Raw genomic sequence first — 18659 nt, forward strand, 5'->3', positions numbered from 1 at the left:
AAAGAGATTTCATTCATGATGTCATGATTGAAATCTCTTTTTCTATCATAATAGTTTATGACTGTTTTTGTAATTGTTTAATCATTTGAAATAATTCTTGAGGTGTTTCTTTTTTATCTGATAATATCCAATAATAACAGATTTGAAAATAAGGGATTGTATGATAAATCATAAAGTATTCTTTATATTGATGAATGAAAGGATTATTGGATTGTTCTAAACTGTTTAAGATACAATGCGTATTATATTTTGCGATATAGGGAAGTAAGTTCCACTTTTGTAATGCCAGTAAAAGGGCAGTATTTTTATCAAAGAATTGTATAAAATCTAAGATAGCCTCATCACTTGTAAAATAGGAAATATCAATATATTTATTTTGAAATGCTTTTTGATGAGCTTGTCGATAGGCTTCTTTTAAAACATCTTCAACAGATTGGTAATTATTATAAAAAGCATTTCTTGAAACATGAGCTTTTGTGACTAAAGATGTAATTGTGATATCTTCAATAGATGTTTTTTGTAATAAATCAATAAGTGCCTCAGTAATCTGTTGTTTAGAATAATTTGCTTTGTTCATGACAATCACCCATTTCATTATATCAAATAACAACAAAAATGCGAAGAATGTCCTTTTTGACTTATACTTATTGATAAAATATAAAGAAAGATTTATAGTGCATTTAGGAGGATAGAAAAATGAAAGATTATTTTGGATATCAAGGACAAATCGCAGTTGTGACAGGTGCAGCTTCTGGGATGGGAAAAGCAACAACAGAAATGTTAGTGGACTTAGGAGCAAAAGTTTATGCATTAGATTGGCAGAAAGTAGAGGTAGATGGAATTGAAAAATATATACATGTTGATTTAAGTCAAAAAGAGTCTATAGATCAGGCATTTCAAGAGATTCCTGACCATATTCATGCTTTCTTTGGTATAGCAGGAGTTTCAGGAGCAAAAAATGATTTTATAACAACTTGTAAAATTGATTTATTATCTAATCAATATATTTGTGAAGAATATTTAATTCATAGAATGCAAAAAGGTGACGCTATTGCATTTATGACATCTACAGGTGGTAATGGATGGGAAAGAGAAGATAATAAAGATATTTATTTACCAGTTATTCAGGCATCTGGATGGGATGGAAAAGTTGCGGCTATAGAAAAAACAGGTATGAGTCGAATGCCTGGAACAATGGCATACCCATTTAGTAAATTAGCTATGAATTATTTAACAGTCTATTTACAATCTACATTTGCATCTCAAGGTATAAGAGTAAATGCTGTATTACCAGGGTCAACAGATACAGGTATGAAAGATGAATTTACACAAATGGCTGGTGGTGAAGAAGCTTTATTATCTCATTGTGGTTATGCAAAACGTCTGGCTACCAGTGAAGAAATGGCTATGCCTATCGTCTTTTTAAATAGTGTAATGGCTTCATATATTTCTGGTGAACATTTAATTGTTGATTTTAGTCAAACCAGTGAAGAAATTGCAGGAATTAAGCCAGTAGGACAAGTGATTTCTTTAAAAGGAATATTAGAATATATGAAAAATATGTAATCTTCATTTATAAATGTTATAATTGTAATGACAGTTATAGCATTTTATTTTGGTAATCTAAAATAACACGGGGTTGTGGGGTTTTGGATTATAAGAAATTGTGGGAAGGCTGTTCTTCCCACAATTTTAAAACTGTATAGGAGAATCATGATCTGATGATGGGTCATGGTTCTTTTTTTCTGCTTTTTCTATCAGTTTATCTAACTTCAGATTGATTTCCTGAGTCAAGTCATCCAGTTCATCTGCATATTCGTATATCATATTGAGTCTGTATAGTATGTCTTCCAGCAGACGTTGTCTGCTGATAATGCTTACATCATGATTGTCCACAATCAGTGTATAAATCTTTTTTCTTGTCATCATTCTGTAAAATCCCCCTTGTTTTTGATTGGATACAGGTGATATGTTGAGTCTTTATTGAGACTGTACATGATTCTTGTCTTGAAACGATGCCAGTTGAGGTATCCGTTTGAACTGTGTTTCAGCAGCTTGATGGATTTGTTTCTGTTTTCAATCAGGCCGTTTGATATGCGTCTTCCATTTGCCGGCACAAATGAATTCACAATCTCATATTTCCATTTGACCAGTGTATTCCCAAAATCCATCATTTCCTTGATCTGGGAATTCCTGAAGGATATGATCAGCTCTTCTATGTTCTTCAATGCGTTTTTTTCATTGGATCTGCTGTAAAATTCATCCAGCTCATATTTAAGATCATAGGCTAGATCCAGTACAGGGTCATGTCTGACCATGAACTCAAGGATATCATAATAGTTGTAATACCCCTCAAGGGTATGATTGTATATCTTCTTTTCGTTAGGGTCGAATATTCTATTGTCATTGGAGAAGAGCATCCAGTTGAATTTCTTTAATGCATAATAATGCTTGGATGCTTCCTTTAACTCAAGCTTTTCAGTCTTGGTTTTTTCTTTTTTCTTCTCAAGATATTTTTTTCTGGAATAATACTTATTCATGACATCGATTCTCACTCTGTCAATTTTTCTTCCAAATTCCTGCTTCACATGAAAATGGTCGGTTGCACATATTGCATTTGGAAACATGATTTTCGATACGATTCTGTATGTTTCCCACATGTCAAAGGAAACAATTTTGACATTCTTCCTTTCCTCAAGAGGAATGGAGAAGAAATAATCCATGAGTGTCTGCTTTCTTCTTGACGGAAGGACATCGACTATATTTTGTGTTTCGAAGTCGACAAGAACGCATACGTACTTACTGTGAGCAGACTTGAATGCATAGACCTCATCTATCAGCAGATACTCAGGCAGAGGTCTTCTTGATATGGAGACAAATGAGTCAAATACATGTGCAGCTGTTGTCTGGGATATGTGGTATCGTTCGGCCACATCCCTGAATGTCATGTTTGGCTTTCTCAAATCCTCCAGGATATTATATACAGTCGCCAGAGAGATTCTTGAGCCAGCAACGGTAAAGGGATTGGACTCCATAAATGTCTTATGGCATTTTGGACATCTATATCTGCGAGCTCTGTAATTGATGATGCATTTCTTGTTTGTCAGTATGGAATGGTTGATATGCTTGACACTATAGTCCTTGACTCTGTCTGTCATGTTGAGGCAGACAGGACACTGGTGGGGCTTCTTCTTCAGTGTCACATCAATATAGATACCATCCTTTTGATGATGGATATCGAATGTTTCGATATCCTTGTCCTCGATATTGAAGAAAACAAGGAAATCATTCTGGGAAATGATGCAGCTGGACATGGTCGTGGTATTATCACACATCGTCATCACCATCCAAAGCCAATAGAATCTGTAATTTCATAAAACATCCCGTCCTTTCTTTTTCTACATCTTCATGATAGAGGAAATGGAAGCAGAAAGACATAAAGGTCATGTGGTTTGAAAAGAGAAATACAGTTTTCTGGAAAATTTCTTATAGATGAGCAGTTCATCTATTGGGCAGTTGCCAAGCTTAACGATGAAATAGTATATGTGAGACAGTTCGATAATAAGATGATCTGTTGAATCAGAAAGAATGGAAACAATATCATCGAAGGAGACGGCAGATAGGAAAGGAATCATGGGAAAAAGAAGCAGCGCATGAGTTTTGCCGCAATGAGGGCATATGACTCTCTGGATGTTGATGGAGCTGTCCTTGAAGTTTCTTTTATAGTAGCCATGAACAGACAAGCCTCTATGAGAGCATTTTGGACATGACAGAAGAGACAAATCCAGTGAAAAGATAACATTGGAATAATTTTTTTGATTAATGGTATTGATTTTTCTGCTGGTTTTTAATATTATCATATTGTCGTTAGGACAAGATGAGACTCAACTTTGGTCGGGAGGGTTTCATCTTTTTTTCTTTCTATAGATTTCAGAAGATATATCCTGATAATACCATTATAGAATTTCCCGTGATTTTAAACCAGCATAAGAGAAAACAAAAAAAGAGATTTCCCGTAAAACTTATTCGTTTTGGGAAACCCCGTGACTTCTTAGACTATCTTTATTTTTCGTTATATAAGTGAATGGTGATAATGATGATTATAGATAAGGTTAATGATATTATTAATGGACATACAAGTAAAAATTCATTATATGTTTTTTGTGTTTTTATTAAGGAAAATATTGCAAAGATTCCTAGAATGACTATTGAAGATATAGCAAAAGCATGTTATATATCAAAAGGACAAGTTTCAAAGTGTATTCGAAATCTAGATTATCAAAATTATGAGGAATTTATATATGAATGTTATTCATATTTAGATTCCTTAGAAAGAAGGCAGCTTTTCATTGATAAAAAATTATCTTTAAAGGAAAACATAAGCATTTTTTCTGATAATTTTCTTAAAAATATACAGTACACTCAAAAATATTTAGATTATACTCAAATAGAAGAACTTATTAAAAATATAAAAACTTCCCGTAAAATTTACTTATATGCTCAAGGGGATGCACGATCACTTATTTATAATATTCAAAGGGAATTGAATATATATCATATCAATACAATTATTTGTGACGTGGATTTAAAAAAAGAATATTCTTTTACAAATCAAGATTTATTTATTGTTATAAGCATAAATGGAGATACTTTTCACTATGATAAAAGAATTATTCAAAGACTAAGAAAAACAAAAGTTAATAAATGGTTGATTACATGTCAGAATGATATCAATTTCTGTGAAAATCAAATTTTTATACACTGTTTGCATTTTTCTTATCATGTATATATGATGAGATATATTATTGATATTATTCTTCTTGGTTTACAAATGTGAGTTTCCTTTTTGGAAACTTTTTTTGATTGTGCTTATTTTTTTTATATGATGATTACAGGAGGATGTTATATGTATAAAATTTCAAGTGAATTACTCTATGTTTTCGCTATTTTGTTATTGGGGTTTGGTGTTAACTTAATGTCAATAGCTGATTGTGGCATGTCAATGATTGTTTGTCCAGCATATATTATTAGTCAAAAATATAATCATTTAACATATGGACAAGCAGAATATTTAGTTGCGGGATTTCTATTTGTTATTTTTTGTATCGTACTACGAAAGTTTCGTTTAGCTTATTTAAGTTCGTTTATAACAGGTTTTTTATATGCAACTACGGCTGATATTTTAAAATTCATATTACCAATATTTCAGGTAACTATATCTTCTTTGGTAATACGTATGATTTGTTTCTTTTTGGGTATGATGATATCTGCTTTAGCAGTAGCTATGTTTTATGAAACATATTTTTATCCACAAATTTATGATTTCTTTTGTAAAGTATTATCTAAGAAATATAAAATATCATTGAAGTTATTCAAAACATGTTTTGATTGTACATTTTTAATGATTTCACTATTCATGTCTTTGATATTATTTAATGATTTTGTAGGTATAGGGTTAGGAACAATCATTATGGCAATATGCAATGGAGCATTGATACAATTTTTTCGTACAAAAGTTTTAAGTCATTTTATTTATATACCAAGATTTAAAAAATTATCATATTATTTAAACAATGCATAAAGGAGGAAAAGTTATGGGATTTAAAGAAGGATTTTTATGGGGTGGTGCAACAGCTGCCAATCAAGTTGAAGGTGGTATTTTCGAAGGTGGACGTGGTTTAGCTAATGTCGATTTGATGCCGTATGGTCAAGATCGATATGCTATTGGAACAGGAGAAAAATGGATTAATCATATTGACAATCACTATTTTCCAAGTCATCAAGCTGTTGATTTTTATCATCATTATAAAGAAGATATTGCATTAATGGCAGAAATGGGATTTAAAGTTTTTAGAATATCCATTGCATGGACACGCATTTTTCCACATGGTGATGAAGAATCACCTAATGAAGAAGGATTAAAATTTTATGAAGATGTATTTAAAGAGTGTCATAAATATCATATTGAACCATTAGTGACAATAAATCATTTTGATTGTCCTATGTATTTGATCAACAAATATGGAGGATGGAGAGATAGAAGAATGATTGATTGTTATGTTAAATTAGCAAAGGTTCTATTGATAAGATATAAACATTTTGTAAAATATTGGCTAACTTTTAATGAAATCAATATGATACTTCATTTTCCGTTTGTTGCAGCAGGACTAAGATTTAAGGATGATGAAAATAAAATACAGGCTATGATTACCTGTGCGCATCATGAATTAGTTGCTAGTGCACTCGTCACAAAACTGGCTCATGAGATTAATCCACAAAATCAAATTGGATGCATGTTAGCAGCAGGGTCTTATTATCCAGCAACATGTAAACCTGAAGATTATTGGAAAGCTATATGTGATAATCGAGAAAGCTATATGTTTATTGATGTTCAATCAAGAGGCTATTATCCTCCATATGCTTTAAAATGGATAGAAAAGAATCAAGCTATCATTCCATTTATGAATGATGATAAGAATTTATTGATGGAAAATACTGTTGATTTTATAAGTTTTTCATATTATTCATCAAGAGTTTCTAGTTCGACTCCTGATAGTAGCTGTCAAACTGAAAGTAATATATTTGCATCTGTTATAAATCCATATTTGAAATCGAGTGAATGGGGATGGCAAATTGATCCTTTAGGTTTAAGAATTACTATGAATGAACTTTATGATCGTTATCAAAAACCATTATTTATTGTTGAAAATGGTTTGGGAGCTAAAGATATTGTAGAAGAAGATGGAACAATTCAAGATGATTATCGCATTCATTATTTAAGAGAACACATTAAAGCGATGAAAGATGCTGTTGACAAAGATGGTGTTGATTTAATGGGATACACAACATGGGGATGTATAGATTTGATTTCCAATGGGACTGGTGAAATGGAAAAAAGATATGGATTTATATATGTAGATAGAGATAACAGGGGAAAGGGAACGTTCAAAAGGTTAAAGAAAAAATCGTTTGAATGGTATAAAAAAGTCATTGCTACAAATGGGGAATTATTATAAAAAAACATGTCACTAGTACATGTTTTTTAATTATATAAAATACTTTGATAATATTCTTTTGTCTTTTGTTCAAAAGATTGATTCATATCCATTTGTTTTTCAATGATTTGTGATTCCATCTGTTGAATTTGATCTTCTTGAGGAGCATGGTCACTGGCAATGACGCTCACTGTAGATATTGTTGCTTGAGGAAATTGTTCTTGGAGATGACGAATCATTTCATTGATTTGATTTTGAATTGTACTTTTAACATCATTGAGTAAATTATCAATAATCAGTAAAATCATATGTATAAAAGGATAATCCTTATCCACCACAACATAAGCACCTAATGCTTGTTGGTGATTCATAGAATTTAATGGGAATTGTTGTGTCATGTCCATTTTTTCAACAAAGTATAATGGGCTATAAAAAACGTGGTCTTCTTTTCGTGTTAAAAATGGTTGATCTTGATCTGGCTGAAGAAATAACATGTCTTTATATAATGAAAAAATAACATTATCATTATAGATAGGTGTTAACTGTTTAAAATCCTCTATTCCTTTGGATAGAGTTGTATACATATCATTGTTGTATTTCATTTTTTCAACATAATCATGTATATCTTCTTGAGAAATCATATCAAGATATTCATAAAGTCTTTTCATAACCTCACCTCAATCATGGAGTATAGCATAAATATATCATATAGAAAAGAAAAAAGTCTTATGGAAATTGAAAAAAGGGTTGACTTTAAACCTTACTTTAGCGTTATGATATAGTACGAGGAGGTTTTACAATGAAAACAAAAAAATTAACATTTGGAGCTATGTGTTTAGCTATATCTTTATTATTACCGCAAGTCTTTCATATCATTGGTATGCAACAGGCTGGTTCTGTTTTTCTTCCAATGCATTTACCTGTTTTTATTGGTGGAATGTTACTTGGACCTATCTATGGCTTATTTTTAGGAATCTTTGCTCCTTTGACAAGCTTTGTTGTGACAGGAATGCCTTCTGCTGATCGTGTCTTGTTTATGATGAGTGAACTGGCAACTTATGGGACAGTCAGTGGTCTGTTGTTTCATCAGTTCCATTTCTCTAAACAGAAATTTGGTTCTTTGTCTGCCTTAGTTCTTTCCATGATTGCTGGAAGGGTTATCTATGGTATTGTGATTTCTATTGCAACATATCTGTTTGGTATTCCTTTGGGAGGTATTCCAGCAGTGATTGCAGCTACAACAACAGGGATTCCGGGAATCATTATTCAGTTAATCTTTGTACCAGCAATTGTAATGGCAATTGTCAAGGGAGGCTATTTTGATGAAGTTGCAGCAGCTACAAAAAAAGCTTAATGAAGAAGAATTATCTCTTATAGCCAATCGACAAGGAGAGATCTATACATCCAAGTTACATGGAATTGGACCAATTATCAATCCTATGAAGGAACATCTTTATTATTTTGAAGATGCTATAGTTGTGGATAAGGTGATTGGAAAAGCGACAGCCATGCTGTTGATTTTATCAAAGGTTAAATATATTTATGCATATGTATTAAGTGAAAAAGCAAAAGAGATACTTGATCAATATCAAGTGGATTATGATTATGAAAAACTTGTTCCCTATATCATCAATAGAACACATGATGGTATGTGTCCAATGGAACAGACAGTCTATCACTTAACAGATTTAAATGAAGCTTATGAAGCTTTAATACAAAAACAAAAAGAATTGATGAATCAATAAAAACATCCTGAGGGATGTTTTTATTAAAGCTCTTTTTTCATATAAATGACATCATCCATAGGATTATTGTAATAAGCTGAGATTTCATAAAATCCAAACTGATGATAAAGCTGGATAGCACTTTGCAAAGGTTGAATTGTATCTAAAACCATTTCCTTATAGCCATCCTCTACAGCAACATCTAATATTCTTTGAATCAGTCCATGAGCAATATTATTATGACGATACTCCTTTTTGACAAACAATCGTTTCATCTCACATCTTATATCACTATGTTTATGTAATGCGACACATCCAATGACTTGATGATCCTTTACAGCAATCATAAGATGACCATATGGTGGGAGATATTGAGAAGATAAATCATTGAGTTCTTGTTGTAGGTTTTGAAATGTTAAATCACGATGAAGCTCTGTTATATATTCTTGAATTAAATTAACAATTTCAGCTAAATAGCTTTTATCATCTTGTTTATAAATCATGTGTATCCCCTCTTTCAATATCAAAATTATACGACAAAAAATATTCCTATCAACAATGAACTATTATATAATAAATATAAGGAGTTGTGCCATATGGAAAAGAAATATCATTACCCCCGACCACAATTATATAGAGAAAGTTTTCAATCATTAGATGGAACATGGATTTTAAATCAAAAACCTATTCAAGTTCCTTACCCACCTCAAGCTTTATTATCTTGTTATGATGGAGAAATTAAAGATTTTTTACATTATCAAAAAACTTTTGTTTTAGAACCTCAAATGTCAGGAAAGGATAAGAGTGTTCATTTGCATTTTGGTGCAGTTGATCAAAAAGCAAAGGTTTATATTAATCATCAATGTGTAGGAGAACATCAAGGAGGTTATTTACCATTCTGGTTTGATATCACAACTTTTTTACAAGAGGGAGAAAATCTTTTAGAAGTAGAGGTTACAGATCAGTTATCTTATCTTTATCCTTATGGTAAACAAAGAAAAAAACACAAAGGAATGTGGTATACGCCAGTATCGGGAATATGGCAAAGTGTCTGGCTTGAATCTGTACATTCTCATTACATTCAGGATTTAAAAATAACACCTACGTTAGAATCTATTCAATTACATGTTGAAACATTGGCAGATACATATCAGGTCAGTATCATAGGTGAAACCTTGTTTTTTCAAGAAACATTTATACAAAAAGACATAGAAATTGAAATTCCTTTAGCGTATCGCCATCTATGGGATGTAGATGATCCTTATTTATATCAATTGATAATAGATACAGATGATGACCATGTGGAAAGTTATTTTGCTTTAAGAACTGTTGATATTCAAGGTCAACACATTTTATTAAATCATAAGCCTATATTTATACATGGTGTTTTAGATCAGGGTTATTTTCATGATGGACTTTTTTTACCATCCCATATGAAAGAATATGAAAAAGATATTTTAAGAATGAAGGCATTAGGGGTGAATTGTCTAAGAAAGCATATGAAAATAGAACCAGAAGCTTTTTATTATGCTTGTGATTGTTTAGGAATGCTGGTTATTCAAGATCATGTGAATAATGGAAAATATCATTATATGAGAGATACTGTTTTACCTAATATAGGTTTGAAATTTCATTTTGATTATCCAAAAGGGAAACAACTTCAAAAATATATATTTCAAAAACATATGTTAGAAACATTAAAACATTTATATAATCATCCATGTATTATAGGATATACAATTTTCAATGAAGGATGGGGACAAATGTATGCCGATGAAATGTATCAAAAATGTAAGCAGTATGACGCTACACGTTTTTATGATGCAACATCTGGCTGGTTTCATCAAAAATTAAGTGATGTTCAAAGTGAACACATTTATTTTAAAAATAAAGTCATCAAAAAGACAAGTGATAAACCTATTTTATTAAGTGAGTGTGGTGGATATACACGACTGATTAAAAAACATACATATGCTCAAAAACACTATGGTTATGGGACAACACATAGTGAAAAGGAATTGACAGATAAAATCATAAAGATGTATGAAGAAATGATTTTGCCTTCTATTGAATATGGTTTGTGTGGTTATATTTATACTCAGTTATCAGATATAGAAGAAGAAATCAATGGATTTTATACATATGATCGACAAATCTGTAAAGTAGATACGAAACGTTTATTAAAATATCAAAAAAAGATTAATGAAAAAGCCAAAGAATTTTTTTCATTCTGAGGCTTTTTTTGAATATAGTCGTGTGTATCTTGAATAACATTCTCTAAAGTATCCTGTACTTTTTAAAATAAGACGGATATAGGCATTGCTGAGTAAGATGTAGCCACAATGGTTACCATAATAAAAAAATTGTATTTCACAATCTTTATAACTTCTGTTCCATCATAATTTTTAATGGTGTCATTCCACAGCTTTCATAAAATTTCATAGCAGATTCATTTAAACACCAGACATTTAATGTGACGTGGTAGAAATCATGCTTTTTTGCATAAGTAAGAACATATTCATAAAGCTGTTTACCAATATGCTGACCACGACAGTTTTCATCAACACATAAATCATCAATATAGAGTGTTTTTTTATTTTCATAAAGGTGTTGGACAATACAAAAAACATATCCTAAAATATGATGATTTTCATCTTCAAATACAAAAATAGGTCTAGAAGCATCATTTATAATCTTTAATAGTTCTTCATCATTATATTTTTTACTCCCATGTTGAAATAAATCTGGTCTACCATCAGCATGAACATTATTCACTTGATATAATAAATGATTTATTCCCTCTAAATCATTTGCTCTTGCTTCTCTAATCATTTGCAACGCCTCCTTTTATACATTATAGCGAAAAAGCTATTTTTTTGAAAGAGAAATAATGATACAATATACAAAATTTAAACGGAGGACAAATATGGAACATATAGGAACACAAAATATAGAAACATCACGTTTATTATTAAGACAATTTAAAATCGATGATGTTGATGATATGTTGAAAAATTGGGTACAGGATGAAGAAGTGACACGTTTTCTTACGTGGCAACCTCATGAAAATAAAGCCACAACAATCAATATTCTTAATGAATGGATTCATCAATATGAAAAGATAGATTATTATAATTGGGCTATTGTATTGAAGGATTGTCAAGAAGTCATAGGAAATATTGCAGTTGTTTCACACAATGAAAAAGCAAGGTTAGCTCAAATCGGTTACTGTTTATCAAGGAAATACTGGCATCAAGGAATTATGACAGAAGCATTAAATAAGGTTATAGACTTTTTATTTGAGCAGGTTCAATATGAATGTATACAATCTCATCATAATATTCAAAATCCTCATTCGGGAGCAGTTATGAAAAAATGTGGAATGAAATATGAAGGAACATTAAGACATTCAGATTGGGACAATCAAGGTGTTTATGATGCCTGTTATTATTCTATTTTGAGAAGTGATAAATAGAATCATGATATTCTAATTGAATATGTGCCTGTAACGAATGGGTAAGAACTCTTTTTACATTGACTCCATCAGAATTTTGATAGAATTGTTTTGCTTGATGATAAGGAATTCCACCTAACATCTTTCTTTGAATTAAACGTTTTTCAAGTTCAGCTCTTTGAGCTTTGATAAAAATGGTATCATCAAACAAAAAACGAATATCTTTCCATAAAGGTTCATTCAATAAAAGATAATTACCTTCAATCAAGACAATATCATGATTAACAAAAACTTTATTTTCTTCTGGATTATGTAAAACACGATTATATAAAGGAAAATATGTATCTTGTGATTGAACCTCTTTGATTTTTTCAATGAGTTTTTCAACATCAAATGTTTCTGGACAACCTTTCACATCTTTCATACATATTCTTTTTTCATCTCTTACAATATAGTGTGTATCCAGATAATCTTGATAACGATGAAATCCATCCATACCTATAGCTTGTATAGGTGTTAATGTTTTGTCTTGATTTGAAAGATATTCTAAAAATAAAGAAAGTGTTGTTTTACCGGCACCAGGTGGTGCAGCTAATAAGACAAGTAAACGTTTTTGCTTTTCTTTTTGTAAATGTGTCCATCTTTGTAAAAGAGGAATAAATATTTCTTGAATATTATGTTCATCATATTGGGCATGAATGATATGCCCATTAACTAATAGTTGATATGTTTTCATATAGACTCCTTAAGGTATAATGATTTTTCTTCGTTTTTTGGAACATGTTTTTTCATAGATTAAAGCTTCTAAATTCATTTTAATGAGATCTTGACGGTGAAATGAAAATGGAATGATTTGGTTTGATAGAATATCAAAACAATAGATTTTGGTTACAGAATTAATAAAAATATATTGATAAAAATCATGAGGAATGTGTTTTTGAGATAGAAAATTTTGTAAAGATTCTTGTAATAAATTATGACAATGGGAAAAAATATAAAGTCCATTATATAAATAGTGTTCATAATTTTTGGCTTTTTTTAACTTTCTATCAATAGCGTCATCTATTTTTTCATAAACAAAGGCTAAATCTTGATGACTATGATCAAAAGGTGTTAAGTCTAAGGACATATAGAGTGGTTTCTTCATGTCTTCAACAGCTTCTTGAGGTGTTAATGCTTGTGTGACTTCAATACCAAATTGGATAGAGGGTATACGCAAATCAGGGCGATCTGATTGTATAATAGCTTCTTTATCAATATTAAAGAACAAAGTCAAAGTTAAAGCTGCATATTTTTCAAAATAATTTTTACTATAGGTTTCTCTCATAAGATACGCTCACTTTCATGATTTTCTATATTTATTATCTCATAATCAATAAAAGAAGAAAATAAGAAAAAAGATATGTTATAATGAATATCAACAGGAGGAAAACATTCATGTGTGGAAGATATTATATCATGAAACAGATTTATCAAGTATTAAAAGATATGGGAGTGGATGTTCAATGGAATCAAATTCTTTTGGGGGATTGTTTTCCTAAACAAAAGATTCCAGTGATTGTTGAAAATCATGGAAAACTTGAAATCAAAAAGATGCAGTGGGGTTATAGGATTCCTTATACTTCACAACTTATCATTAATGCAAGATGTGAAACATTATTGGAAAAGAAGTTATTTCAAAAAGATGTGAAAGAAAGACGTTGTCTTATCTTTGCGAAAGGATTTTATGAGTGGGATGGACATAAACATCAAGTGTCTTTTGAAAGTATTCATGACCCGATTCTTTTGATGGCAGGTATATATAATGATAAAGAAGAAGTCGTGATTATCACTAAAATTGCTAATGATGTCATGAAACCTGTGCATTCACGTATGCCATTAATCATTGATCAACATGATATAATGCAATGGTTTGATACAACTATCTCTCCTTATCACTTTTATGATAATGATTATCCTATTCAAATAGTATCTGGAGCTTATCAGCCATCATTATTTTAGGAAAAGCATATTGATATGAAAAGAAAAGTAAATTTGTTATAATGGAAAAAAGGAGTGAGAACAAATGTTAGAAACAGGAATCAAGGCACCAGATTTTACATTATTGAATCAAGATGGAGAATCGGTGACTTTAAGTCAATATTTAGGGAAGAAAGTGATTTTATATTTTTATCCTAAAGATAATACACCAGGATGTACAAAACAGGCTTGTGGATTTGCTCAATTATATCCTGATTTTAATGAAAAAGGAGCTGTCATTTTAGGGGTCAGTAAAGATAGTGTGAAATCTCATAAAAAATTCCAAGAAAAATATCAATTACCTTTTACCTTATTGTCTGATCCAGAATTACAAGTTATACAGGCTTATGATGTCTGGAAAGAAAAAAATATGTATGGTAAAAAAGTCATGGGAGTTGTCAGAACAACATACTTGATTAATGAAGAAGGGATTATTGAAAAAGCATATACAAAAGTGAAAGCTGCTCAAAATCCAGAAGATATGCTGGAAGTTTTAAACGCATCTCAATAGATGTGTTTTTCATTTTAAACTAGAAACAGAATTTAGATTTCTTTATAATAAGACATATAGGGAGGAAAGAAAATGATTCGATTAATTGCGACAGATATGGATGGAACATTTTTAGATTCAAATAAGAAGTTTGATAAGTCTTTTATTGAACTCTTTTATAAAATGCAAGAAAAAAATATAAAGTTTGTTATAGCAAGTGGTAATCAATATTATCGTTTATACCAGAAATTCTTACCATTAAGCGATCAGATGTATTTTATTGCTGAAAATGGAAGTTATATAGCCAAAGGAACAACAGAATTACATTGTGATGTCATTTTAAATCAAAAAGTCCAGGAAATGATACATATCTTATCACAGTATCAACGTATTTTTATGATTTTGTGTGGGAAAAAAGGAGCTTATATTTTAAAAGATGAGTTTGCATATAGGAATGAGGTTAAAAAGTATTATTGTGCCTATTCATTTGTGAATTCCTTTGATGATGTTCATGATGAGATTATGAAGATTGCGATATATGATAAACAACACCATATTCAAGATTTGTTAGATGAAATTAGTCAGCAGTTACCGATAGGTGTGAAGATTGTTACATCAGGAAATGAATGGATGGATATTCAAAATCAAAATATGAATAAAGGCGTAGGTATACAATTTTTACAGGATATGTATCAAATTCAATCTGATGAATGTGCTGCCTTTGGTGATCAAATGAATGATTATGAAATGTTGCAGGAAGTCAAGTATGCTTATGCGATGTCTAATGCAGTCCAGCCAATTAAAGACATTGCATATAAAGTGATTGGTTCTAATGATGAACAGGCTGTTTTAAAGAAGATAGAGGATATTTTAAATGATTGATATATTTATACTTTTACAAAATATATGATAAAAATATACTAGAACGCTAAAAAGTGATGTTATATTTTCATAATTAGAAAATGAAAAACAATTGTTTTGATAGAAAACATAAAGTAAAAGGATTATAATATATATAATAGAAAAGGAGGTTGGTTATATGTTTAGTCTTTTTGATATTAATCATCATTTACAGAAGTTGACACTTAAAAGAATTAAACAGATGTGTACTCGTAATAAAACAAATATTGATGATCAAAACTTAAAAGTTATTTTAAGAATTATAAAAGATAATCCACATGCTGTAATTGATGAAGATTATCATCCATTGTTATTGGTAGAGATTAGTAAAGAAACCAACCTAGAGGTTTCCAAACAATTTAAGCCAATATTAGAAAACTATATAATGAGAGAAATTAAATAATAAAAAAACTGTAATCCATAGAATATTGAAATTCTAAAGATTACAGTTTTTTCTTTCTTGCTTTTTTGTTTTATCATTGTAAAATAAAAAGAAAAAGCGAGGTTATTTGTAAATGAAAATGATAGTTATGGATATGGATGGTACGTTATTAACACAAAATCAACAAATCTTACCCTATACAAAAGAAGTCTTAATGAACTTACAAAAACAAGGTATCTCTCTTGTTTTAGCAAGTGGGAGAGATATCAGTAGCTTAGAGTATTATGGGAAGCAGTTAGATATGGATCAATATCCTCAAAGTGGTTATATTGTTTTAAATGGATTAGAGATTTATAATTCAACAAGAGAATGTCTGCATAGAGAACAAAGACTAACAAAAAATGATATAATGCTCTTGAATGAAATAGCACAAACATCTTCCTTTGATATGATTATTTTCTTTGAAACGTGTTTATATATTTTTGATTATGGACATACAGGAATCATGGAAGAACATTTTATTGATAGAGAAAGGCATATAGTTGATGATATTCATGAAATACCAGAACATCTTTTTTCTACAATAAAGAAAGTTGCATTTGTGCAAAGTGAAACAATGATGAGTGAAAAAATACCAATTCTTCAAAAACAGATGTCTTCACGTTTTAGTATATGTAGAGTCGAAAAAGATTGGGTAGAAATTAATCCTGCACATGCCTCAAAAGGACAGGCTCTTTTGAAGTTAGCAGAAATTAAAAATATATCGTTAGAAAATATTATTGCATTTGGTAATGGTGAAAACGATATTGATATGTTATTGGCAGCAGGAGTAGGAGTAGCTATGGATAATGCTTTTGAAACAGTTAAAAGGATAGCTGATGATATATGTGGTGATAATGAACATGATGGAATAGGTCATTATTTACATCAATATATGACTCATAATGAAAAGGATTGAATTGTTTTCAATCCTCTTTTATTGAATGATAATGGTTTCAAGATCATCAGGCACAAAGATATTTCCCTGGAAATATTTCTGTCCTTCTTGTAAATATAAAGAACGACGTTGCTGGATGTTTTTATCTTCAGTGTGATATAAAATAAGATTTTGGATATTTAATGACTGAGCGATTTGACAGGCATCCTTAACAGTTGAATGATGCTTTTCATAAGGATGGAAAATATCTGCCTGACTATGTAGACAAAAGGCTTCATGAAGTAGCCAGTCACTATTTTGGACATACATTTGATTCATAGGATGATAAGGCTCATCCCCACAACACGTTATTTTTTGATGAGGTAATTTCATTGTAAAACCAAATTGTCGATCTTTGGTAGAGTGAATATCAAAGAAAGTGACATCATGTCCTATAATGGAAACAGTTTGACCATCTTCAATATTAATCATATGAATACGTTTATGAATCATAGATAACTGTTTCTTATTTAAAACAAGATGAATAATTTCAAGAATGGTTTCTATTAATTCTTGGTGCGCATAAATACGGACATCACCTTCATATTCTCCTTTATTCATATATTGACCAATCATACGAATCATCCATATCACACCCAATAAATGATCAATGTGTTTATGTGTAACGAAGATATCTTTAATATCCATCCAATGAATATGTGCTTTTTCTAATTGCTGGAGAATTGTATTACCACCTCCACCATCAACTAAAAAGTATTGATTATTCTCACTGATCACAAAACATGTATTATAACATTGTGTCACTAAAGCATTACCTGTTCCTAACATTGTTAATTTCATTTTTCATACCTCCACCTGAGATTGTACATAGAATAAAGGATAGAAGCAATAGAATTTTATGGATTTCAAAAGAGAAGTAATGATATAATACAGTCAAGGAGTGGTAAATATGAAAATTGCTTTCTTTGACATTGATGGGACATTAATCAATGCACAAAATGGAATGATGCAACCAGATGAACAGACAAAACAAGTTTTAAATGCTTTTCAACAACAGGGAAACAAAATCATTATTGCTTCTGCAAGAGGCGTTGTCCCAGAAGGATTAAATGACATAGACTTTGATGGATATGTCTTAAGTGATGGGCATTATATTATTTATAATCATGAAGTTTTGATAGATGAAATTATGAGCGAACAGGAAGTTCAAAAGCAAATAGACATTTATCAAAAGTATCAAGGAAGACCCATGTTTTATGGACATAAAGGGCAATGGTGTGATTGCTTAGATGATGAACTTGTCGTGAAACATCGTTTGATGTTTCAAGGAAATAATCTTAGACCTAAAGATGCTATAGAGGATTATAAAGCAAGTGATGTCAAAGCGATAAGCTGTTGTGTGCTGTTTGAAACAGTAGAACAAATGTGGAAAGCCTATCATGAGTTAGAAAATGATATGACAATTGTTGCTTATGATCATGGGTTAATTCGTATGGATGTTTATCATAAAGGCTTTAAAAAAGGAACAGCCTGTGAATACTTGTATCAAAAAATAGGTGTTGATAAAATAGATACCTATGCTTTTGGGGATGGCATTAATGACTGTGAAATGTTTGAACTGGTTGGACATGGCATTGCGATGGGAAATGCTGTAGATGCTTTAAAGTCTATGGCTGAATATATTACAGATGATGTAGATCATCAAGGAATTGTCAAAGCATTCCAGAAGTATTTTCATATTCAATGATAGGAGGATGA

General features: G+C 30.6%; 24 protein-coding genes. 15 read left to right on the forward strand and 9 right to left on the reverse strand.

The genetic code is table 11. The annotated features are described in order from the left end of the window. Positions 1-55 precede the first annotated feature (55 nt). Positions 56-577, reverse strand: coding sequence for a TetR/AcrR family transcriptional regulator (locus tag KEC48_RS12405; protein ID WP_087243608.1), 522 nt, complete (start codon positions 575-577; stop codon positions 56-58). Positions 578-696: 119 nt separating this feature from the next. On the opposite strand from KEC48_RS12405, the gene KEC48_RS12410 reads away from it, so the two are divergent. Then, complete coding sequence (locus tag KEC48_RS12410; protein ID WP_087243609.1) at positions 697-1566, forward strand: SDR family oxidoreductase; 870 nt, start codon at positions 697-699, stop codon at positions 1564-1566. 126 nt (positions 1567-1692) lie between these two features. On the opposite strand, the gene KEC48_RS12415 is transcribed toward KEC48_RS12410, so the two are convergent. After that, on the reverse strand, positions 1693-1929 hold the full coding sequence (locus tag KEC48_RS12415; protein WP_087358087.1) for a hypothetical protein: 237 nt from the start codon (positions 1927-1929) through the stop codon (positions 1693-1695). Continuing rightward, on the reverse strand, positions 1926-3158 hold the full coding sequence (locus tag KEC48_RS12420) for an ISL3 family transposase (RefSeq protein WP_249191439.1): 1233 nt from the start codon (positions 3156-3158) through the stop codon (positions 1926-1928). The genes KEC48_RS12415 and KEC48_RS12420 overlap by 4 nt, the downstream gene beginning before the upstream one ends. Between KEC48_RS12420 and KEC48_RS16260 the strand changes: the two genes are divergently transcribed. The 4 genes from KEC48_RS16260 (at position 3045) to KEC48_RS12435 (ending at position 7016) form a co-directional block, all read left to right on the forward strand. Then, a complete protein-coding gene (locus KEC48_RS16260) occupies positions 3045-3377 on the forward strand; it encodes a hypothetical protein (RefSeq protein WP_249191397.1) in 333 nt (110 codons plus the stop codon). The genes KEC48_RS12420 and KEC48_RS16260 overlap by 114 nt on opposite strands. A 719-nt stretch (positions 3378-4096) precedes the next feature. Beyond that, the gene (locus tag KEC48_RS12425; protein WP_211962619.1) at positions 4097-4837 is read left to right on the forward strand and encodes a MurR/RpiR family transcriptional regulator; all 741 of its coding nucleotides are present in this window, start codon (positions 4097-4099) and stop codon (positions 4835-4837) included. A 69-nt stretch (positions 4838-4906) separates the two neighbouring features. Further along, entirely contained in the window at positions 4907-5581 is a 675-nt protein-coding gene (locus KEC48_RS12430; protein ID WP_087243611.1) for a DUF6198 family protein, read from the forward strand. A 13-nt stretch (positions 5582-5594) separates the two neighbouring features. Continuing rightward, the gene (locus KEC48_RS12435) at positions 5595-7016 is read left to right on the forward strand and encodes a 6-phospho-beta-glucosidase (protein ID WP_211962621.1); all 1422 of its coding nucleotides are present in this window, start codon (positions 5595-5597) and stop codon (positions 7014-7016) included. Positions 7017-7042: 26 nt separating this feature from the next. Here KEC48_RS12435 and KEC48_RS12440 read toward each other — a convergent pair whose 3' ends face one another. Further along, complete coding sequence (locus tag KEC48_RS12440) at positions 7043-7663, reverse strand: hypothetical protein (RefSeq protein ID WP_211962623.1); 621 nt, start codon at positions 7661-7663, stop codon at positions 7043-7045. Between the two features lie 131 nt (positions 7664-7794). Between KEC48_RS12440 and KEC48_RS12445 the strand changes: the two genes are divergently transcribed. Continuing rightward, positions 7795-8349 (forward strand): ECF transporter S component, encoded by a 555-nt coding sequence (locus KEC48_RS12445; protein WP_211962625.1) that lies wholly within the window; start codon positions 7795-7797, stop codon positions 8347-8349. Next, complete coding sequence (locus KEC48_RS12450; protein ID WP_211962627.1) at positions 8318-8740, forward strand: DUF1893 domain-containing protein; 423 nt, start codon at positions 8318-8320, stop codon at positions 8738-8740. The genes KEC48_RS12445 and KEC48_RS12450 overlap by 32 nt, the downstream gene beginning before the upstream one ends. Positions 8741-8763: 23 nt before the next feature. Here the strand turns inward: KEC48_RS12450 and KEC48_RS12455 are convergent, their stop codons facing one another. Further along, positions 8764-9222 (reverse strand): GNAT family N-acetyltransferase, encoded by a 459-nt coding sequence (locus tag KEC48_RS12455; RefSeq protein ID WP_249191361.1) that lies wholly within the window; start codon positions 9220-9222, stop codon positions 8764-8766. Between the two features lie 93 nt (positions 9223-9315). Between KEC48_RS12455 and KEC48_RS12460 the strand changes: the two genes are divergently transcribed. Then, a complete protein-coding gene (locus KEC48_RS12460) occupies positions 9316-10953 on the forward strand; it encodes a sugar-binding domain-containing protein (protein ID WP_211962629.1) in 1638 nt (545 codons plus the stop codon). A gap of 145 nt (positions 10954-11098) precedes the next feature. Here the strand turns inward: KEC48_RS12460 and KEC48_RS12465 are convergent, their stop codons facing one another. Next, a complete protein-coding gene (locus KEC48_RS12465) occupies positions 11099-11551 on the reverse strand; it encodes a GNAT family N-acetyltransferase (protein ID WP_205089418.1) in 453 nt (150 codons plus the stop codon). A gap of 94 nt (positions 11552-11645) precedes the next feature. On the opposite strand from KEC48_RS12465, the gene KEC48_RS12470 reads away from it, so the two are divergent. Continuing rightward, positions 11646-12194 carry a GNAT family N-acetyltransferase gene (locus KEC48_RS12470; RefSeq protein WP_211962631.1) on the forward strand — a complete coding sequence of 183 codons (549 nt, stop codon included), beginning with the start codon at positions 11646-11648 and terminating at the stop codon, positions 12192-12194. Here KEC48_RS12470 and KEC48_RS12475 read toward each other — a convergent pair. Both KEC48_RS12475 and KEC48_RS12480 read right to left on the reverse strand, forming a co-directional pair. Next, positions 12172-12909, reverse strand: a complete 738-nt coding sequence (locus KEC48_RS12475; protein WP_211962633.1) for a nucleoside/nucleotide kinase family protein — start codon at positions 12907-12909, stop codon at positions 12172-12174. The genes KEC48_RS12470 and KEC48_RS12475 overlap by 23 nt on opposite strands. A gap of 9 nt (positions 12910-12918) precedes the next feature. Then, on the reverse strand, positions 12919-13500 hold the full coding sequence (locus KEC48_RS12480) for a hypothetical protein (RefSeq protein ID WP_211962635.1): 582 nt from the start codon (positions 13498-13500) through the stop codon (positions 12919-12921). A 110-nt stretch (positions 13501-13610) separates the two neighbouring features. Here KEC48_RS12480 and KEC48_RS12485 point away from each other — a divergent pair, with 110 nt between their 5' ends. The 5 genes from KEC48_RS12485 (at position 13611) to KEC48_RS12505 (ending at position 16922) form a co-directional block, all read left to right on the forward strand. Continuing rightward, on the forward strand, positions 13611-14174 hold the full coding sequence (locus KEC48_RS12485; RefSeq protein WP_211962637.1) for an SOS response-associated peptidase family protein: 564 nt from the start codon (positions 13611-13613) through the stop codon (positions 14172-14174). Between the two features lie 64 nt (positions 14175-14238). Then, on the forward strand, positions 14239-14703 hold the full coding sequence (bcp, locus tag KEC48_RS12490) for a thioredoxin-dependent thiol peroxidase (RefSeq protein WP_205089423.1): 465 nt from the start codon (positions 14239-14241) through the stop codon (positions 14701-14703). 72 nt (positions 14704-14775) lie between these two features. Beyond that, complete coding sequence (locus KEC48_RS12495) at positions 14776-15564, forward strand: HAD family hydrolase (protein WP_211962639.1); 789 nt, start codon at positions 14776-14778, stop codon at positions 15562-15564. A 157-nt stretch (positions 15565-15721) separates the two neighbouring features. Continuing rightward, a complete protein-coding gene (locus KEC48_RS12500; protein ID WP_168081120.1) occupies positions 15722-15985 on the forward strand; it encodes a DUF2624 domain-containing protein in 264 nt (87 codons plus the stop codon). Between the two features lie 112 nt (positions 15986-16097). Further along, positions 16098-16922 carry a Cof-type HAD-IIB family hydrolase gene (locus KEC48_RS12505; protein ID WP_211962641.1) on the forward strand — a complete coding sequence of 275 codons (825 nt, stop codon included), beginning with the start codon at positions 16098-16100 and terminating at the stop codon, positions 16920-16922. 18 nt (positions 16923-16940) lie between these two features. On the opposite strand, the gene KEC48_RS12510 is transcribed toward KEC48_RS12505, so the two are convergent. Continuing rightward, positions 16941-17741 (reverse strand): MBL fold metallo-hydrolase, encoded by an 801-nt coding sequence (locus tag KEC48_RS12510; protein ID WP_211962643.1) that lies wholly within the window; start codon positions 17739-17741, stop codon positions 16941-16943. 109 nt (positions 17742-17850) lie between these two features. On the opposite strand from KEC48_RS12510, the gene KEC48_RS12515 reads away from it, so the two are divergent. Further along, complete coding sequence (locus tag KEC48_RS12515) at positions 17851-18648, forward strand: HAD family hydrolase (protein ID WP_211962645.1); 798 nt, start codon at positions 17851-17853, stop codon at positions 18646-18648. Positions 18649-18659 lie beyond the last annotated feature (11 nt).

Origin of the sequence: Clostridium sp. C1 (assembly GCF_018223625.1) — a bacterium.
Taxonomy (GTDB): domain Bacteria; phylum Bacillota_I; class Bacilli_A; order Erysipelotrichales; family Coprobacillaceae; genus Allocoprobacillus.

Coding starts and splice junctions, on each gene's coding strand:
- KEC48_RS12475 (WP_211962633.1), bottom strand. CDS start 12,909: ATGAAAACATATCAACTATTAGTTAATGGGCATATCATTCATGCCCAA.
- KEC48_RS16260 (WP_249191397.1), top strand. CDS start 3,045: ATGGCATTTTGGACATCTATATCTGCGAGCTCTGTAATTGATGATGCA.
- KEC48_RS12495 (WP_211962639.1), top strand. CDS start 14,776: ATGATTCGATTAATTGCGACAGATATGGATGGAACATTTTTAGATTCA.
- bcp (WP_205089423.1), top strand. CDS start 14,239: ATGTTAGAAACAGGAATCAAGGCACCAGATTTTACATTATTGAATCAA.
- KEC48_RS12510 (WP_211962643.1), bottom strand. CDS start 17,741: ATGAAATTAACAATGTTAGGAACAGGTAATGCTTTAGTGACACAATGT.
- KEC48_RS12465 (WP_205089418.1), bottom strand. CDS start 11,551: ATGATTAGAGAAGCAAGAGCAAATGATTTAGAGGGAATAAATCATTTA.
- KEC48_RS12505 (WP_211962641.1), top strand. CDS start 16,098: ATGAAAATGATAGTTATGGATATGGATGGTACGTTATTAACACAAAAT.
- KEC48_RS12450 (WP_211962627.1), top strand. CDS start 8,318: ATGAAGTTGCAGCAGCTACAAAAAAAGCTTAATGAAGAAGAATTATCT.
- KEC48_RS12460 (WP_211962629.1), top strand. CDS start 9,316: ATGGAAAAGAAATATCATTACCCCCGACCACAATTATATAGAGAAAGT.
- KEC48_RS12470 (WP_211962631.1), top strand. CDS start 11,646: ATGGAACATATAGGAACACAAAATATAGAAACATCACGTTTATTATTA.
- KEC48_RS12500 (WP_168081120.1), top strand. CDS start 15,722: ATGTTTAGTCTTTTTGATATTAATCATCATTTACAGAAGTTGACACTT.
- KEC48_RS12455 (WP_249191361.1), bottom strand. CDS start 9,222: ATGATTTATAAACAAGATGATAAAAGCTATTTAGCTGAAATTGTTAAT.
- KEC48_RS12420 (WP_249191439.1), bottom strand. CDS start 3,158: ATGACAGACAGAGTCAAGGACTATAGTGTCAAGCATATCAACCATTCC.
- KEC48_RS12435 (WP_211962621.1), top strand. CDS start 5,595: ATGGGATTTAAAGAAGGATTTTTATGGGGTGGTGCAACAGCTGCCAAT.
- KEC48_RS12430 (WP_087243611.1), top strand. CDS start 4,907: ATGTATAAAATTTCAAGTGAATTACTCTATGTTTTCGCTATTTTGTTA.
- KEC48_RS12485 (WP_211962637.1), top strand. CDS start 13,611: ATGTGTGGAAGATATTATATCATGAAACAGATTTATCAAGTATTAAAA.
- KEC48_RS12515 (WP_211962645.1), top strand. CDS start 17,851: ATGAAAATTGCTTTCTTTGACATTGATGGGACATTAATCAATGCACAA.
- KEC48_RS12405 (WP_087243608.1), bottom strand. CDS start 577: ATGAACAAAGCAAATTATTCTAAACAACAGATTACTGAGGCACTTATT.
- KEC48_RS12440 (WP_211962623.1), bottom strand. CDS start 7,663: ATGAAAAGACTTTATGAATATCTTGATATGATTTCTCAAGAAGATATA.
- KEC48_RS12410 (WP_087243609.1), top strand. CDS start 697: ATGAAAGATTATTTTGGATATCAAGGACAAATCGCAGTTGTGACAGGT.
- KEC48_RS12425 (WP_211962619.1), top strand. CDS start 4,097: ATGATTATAGATAAGGTTAATGATATTATTAATGGACATACAAGTAAA.
- KEC48_RS12480 (WP_211962635.1), bottom strand. CDS start 13,500: ATGAGAGAAACCTATAGTAAAAATTATTTTGAAAAATATGCAGCTTTA.
- KEC48_RS12445 (WP_211962625.1), top strand. CDS start 7,795: ATGAAAACAAAAAAATTAACATTTGGAGCTATGTGTTTAGCTATATCT.
- KEC48_RS12415 (WP_087358087.1), bottom strand. CDS start 1,929: ATGATGACAAGAAAAAAGATTTATACACTGATTGTGGACAATCATGAT.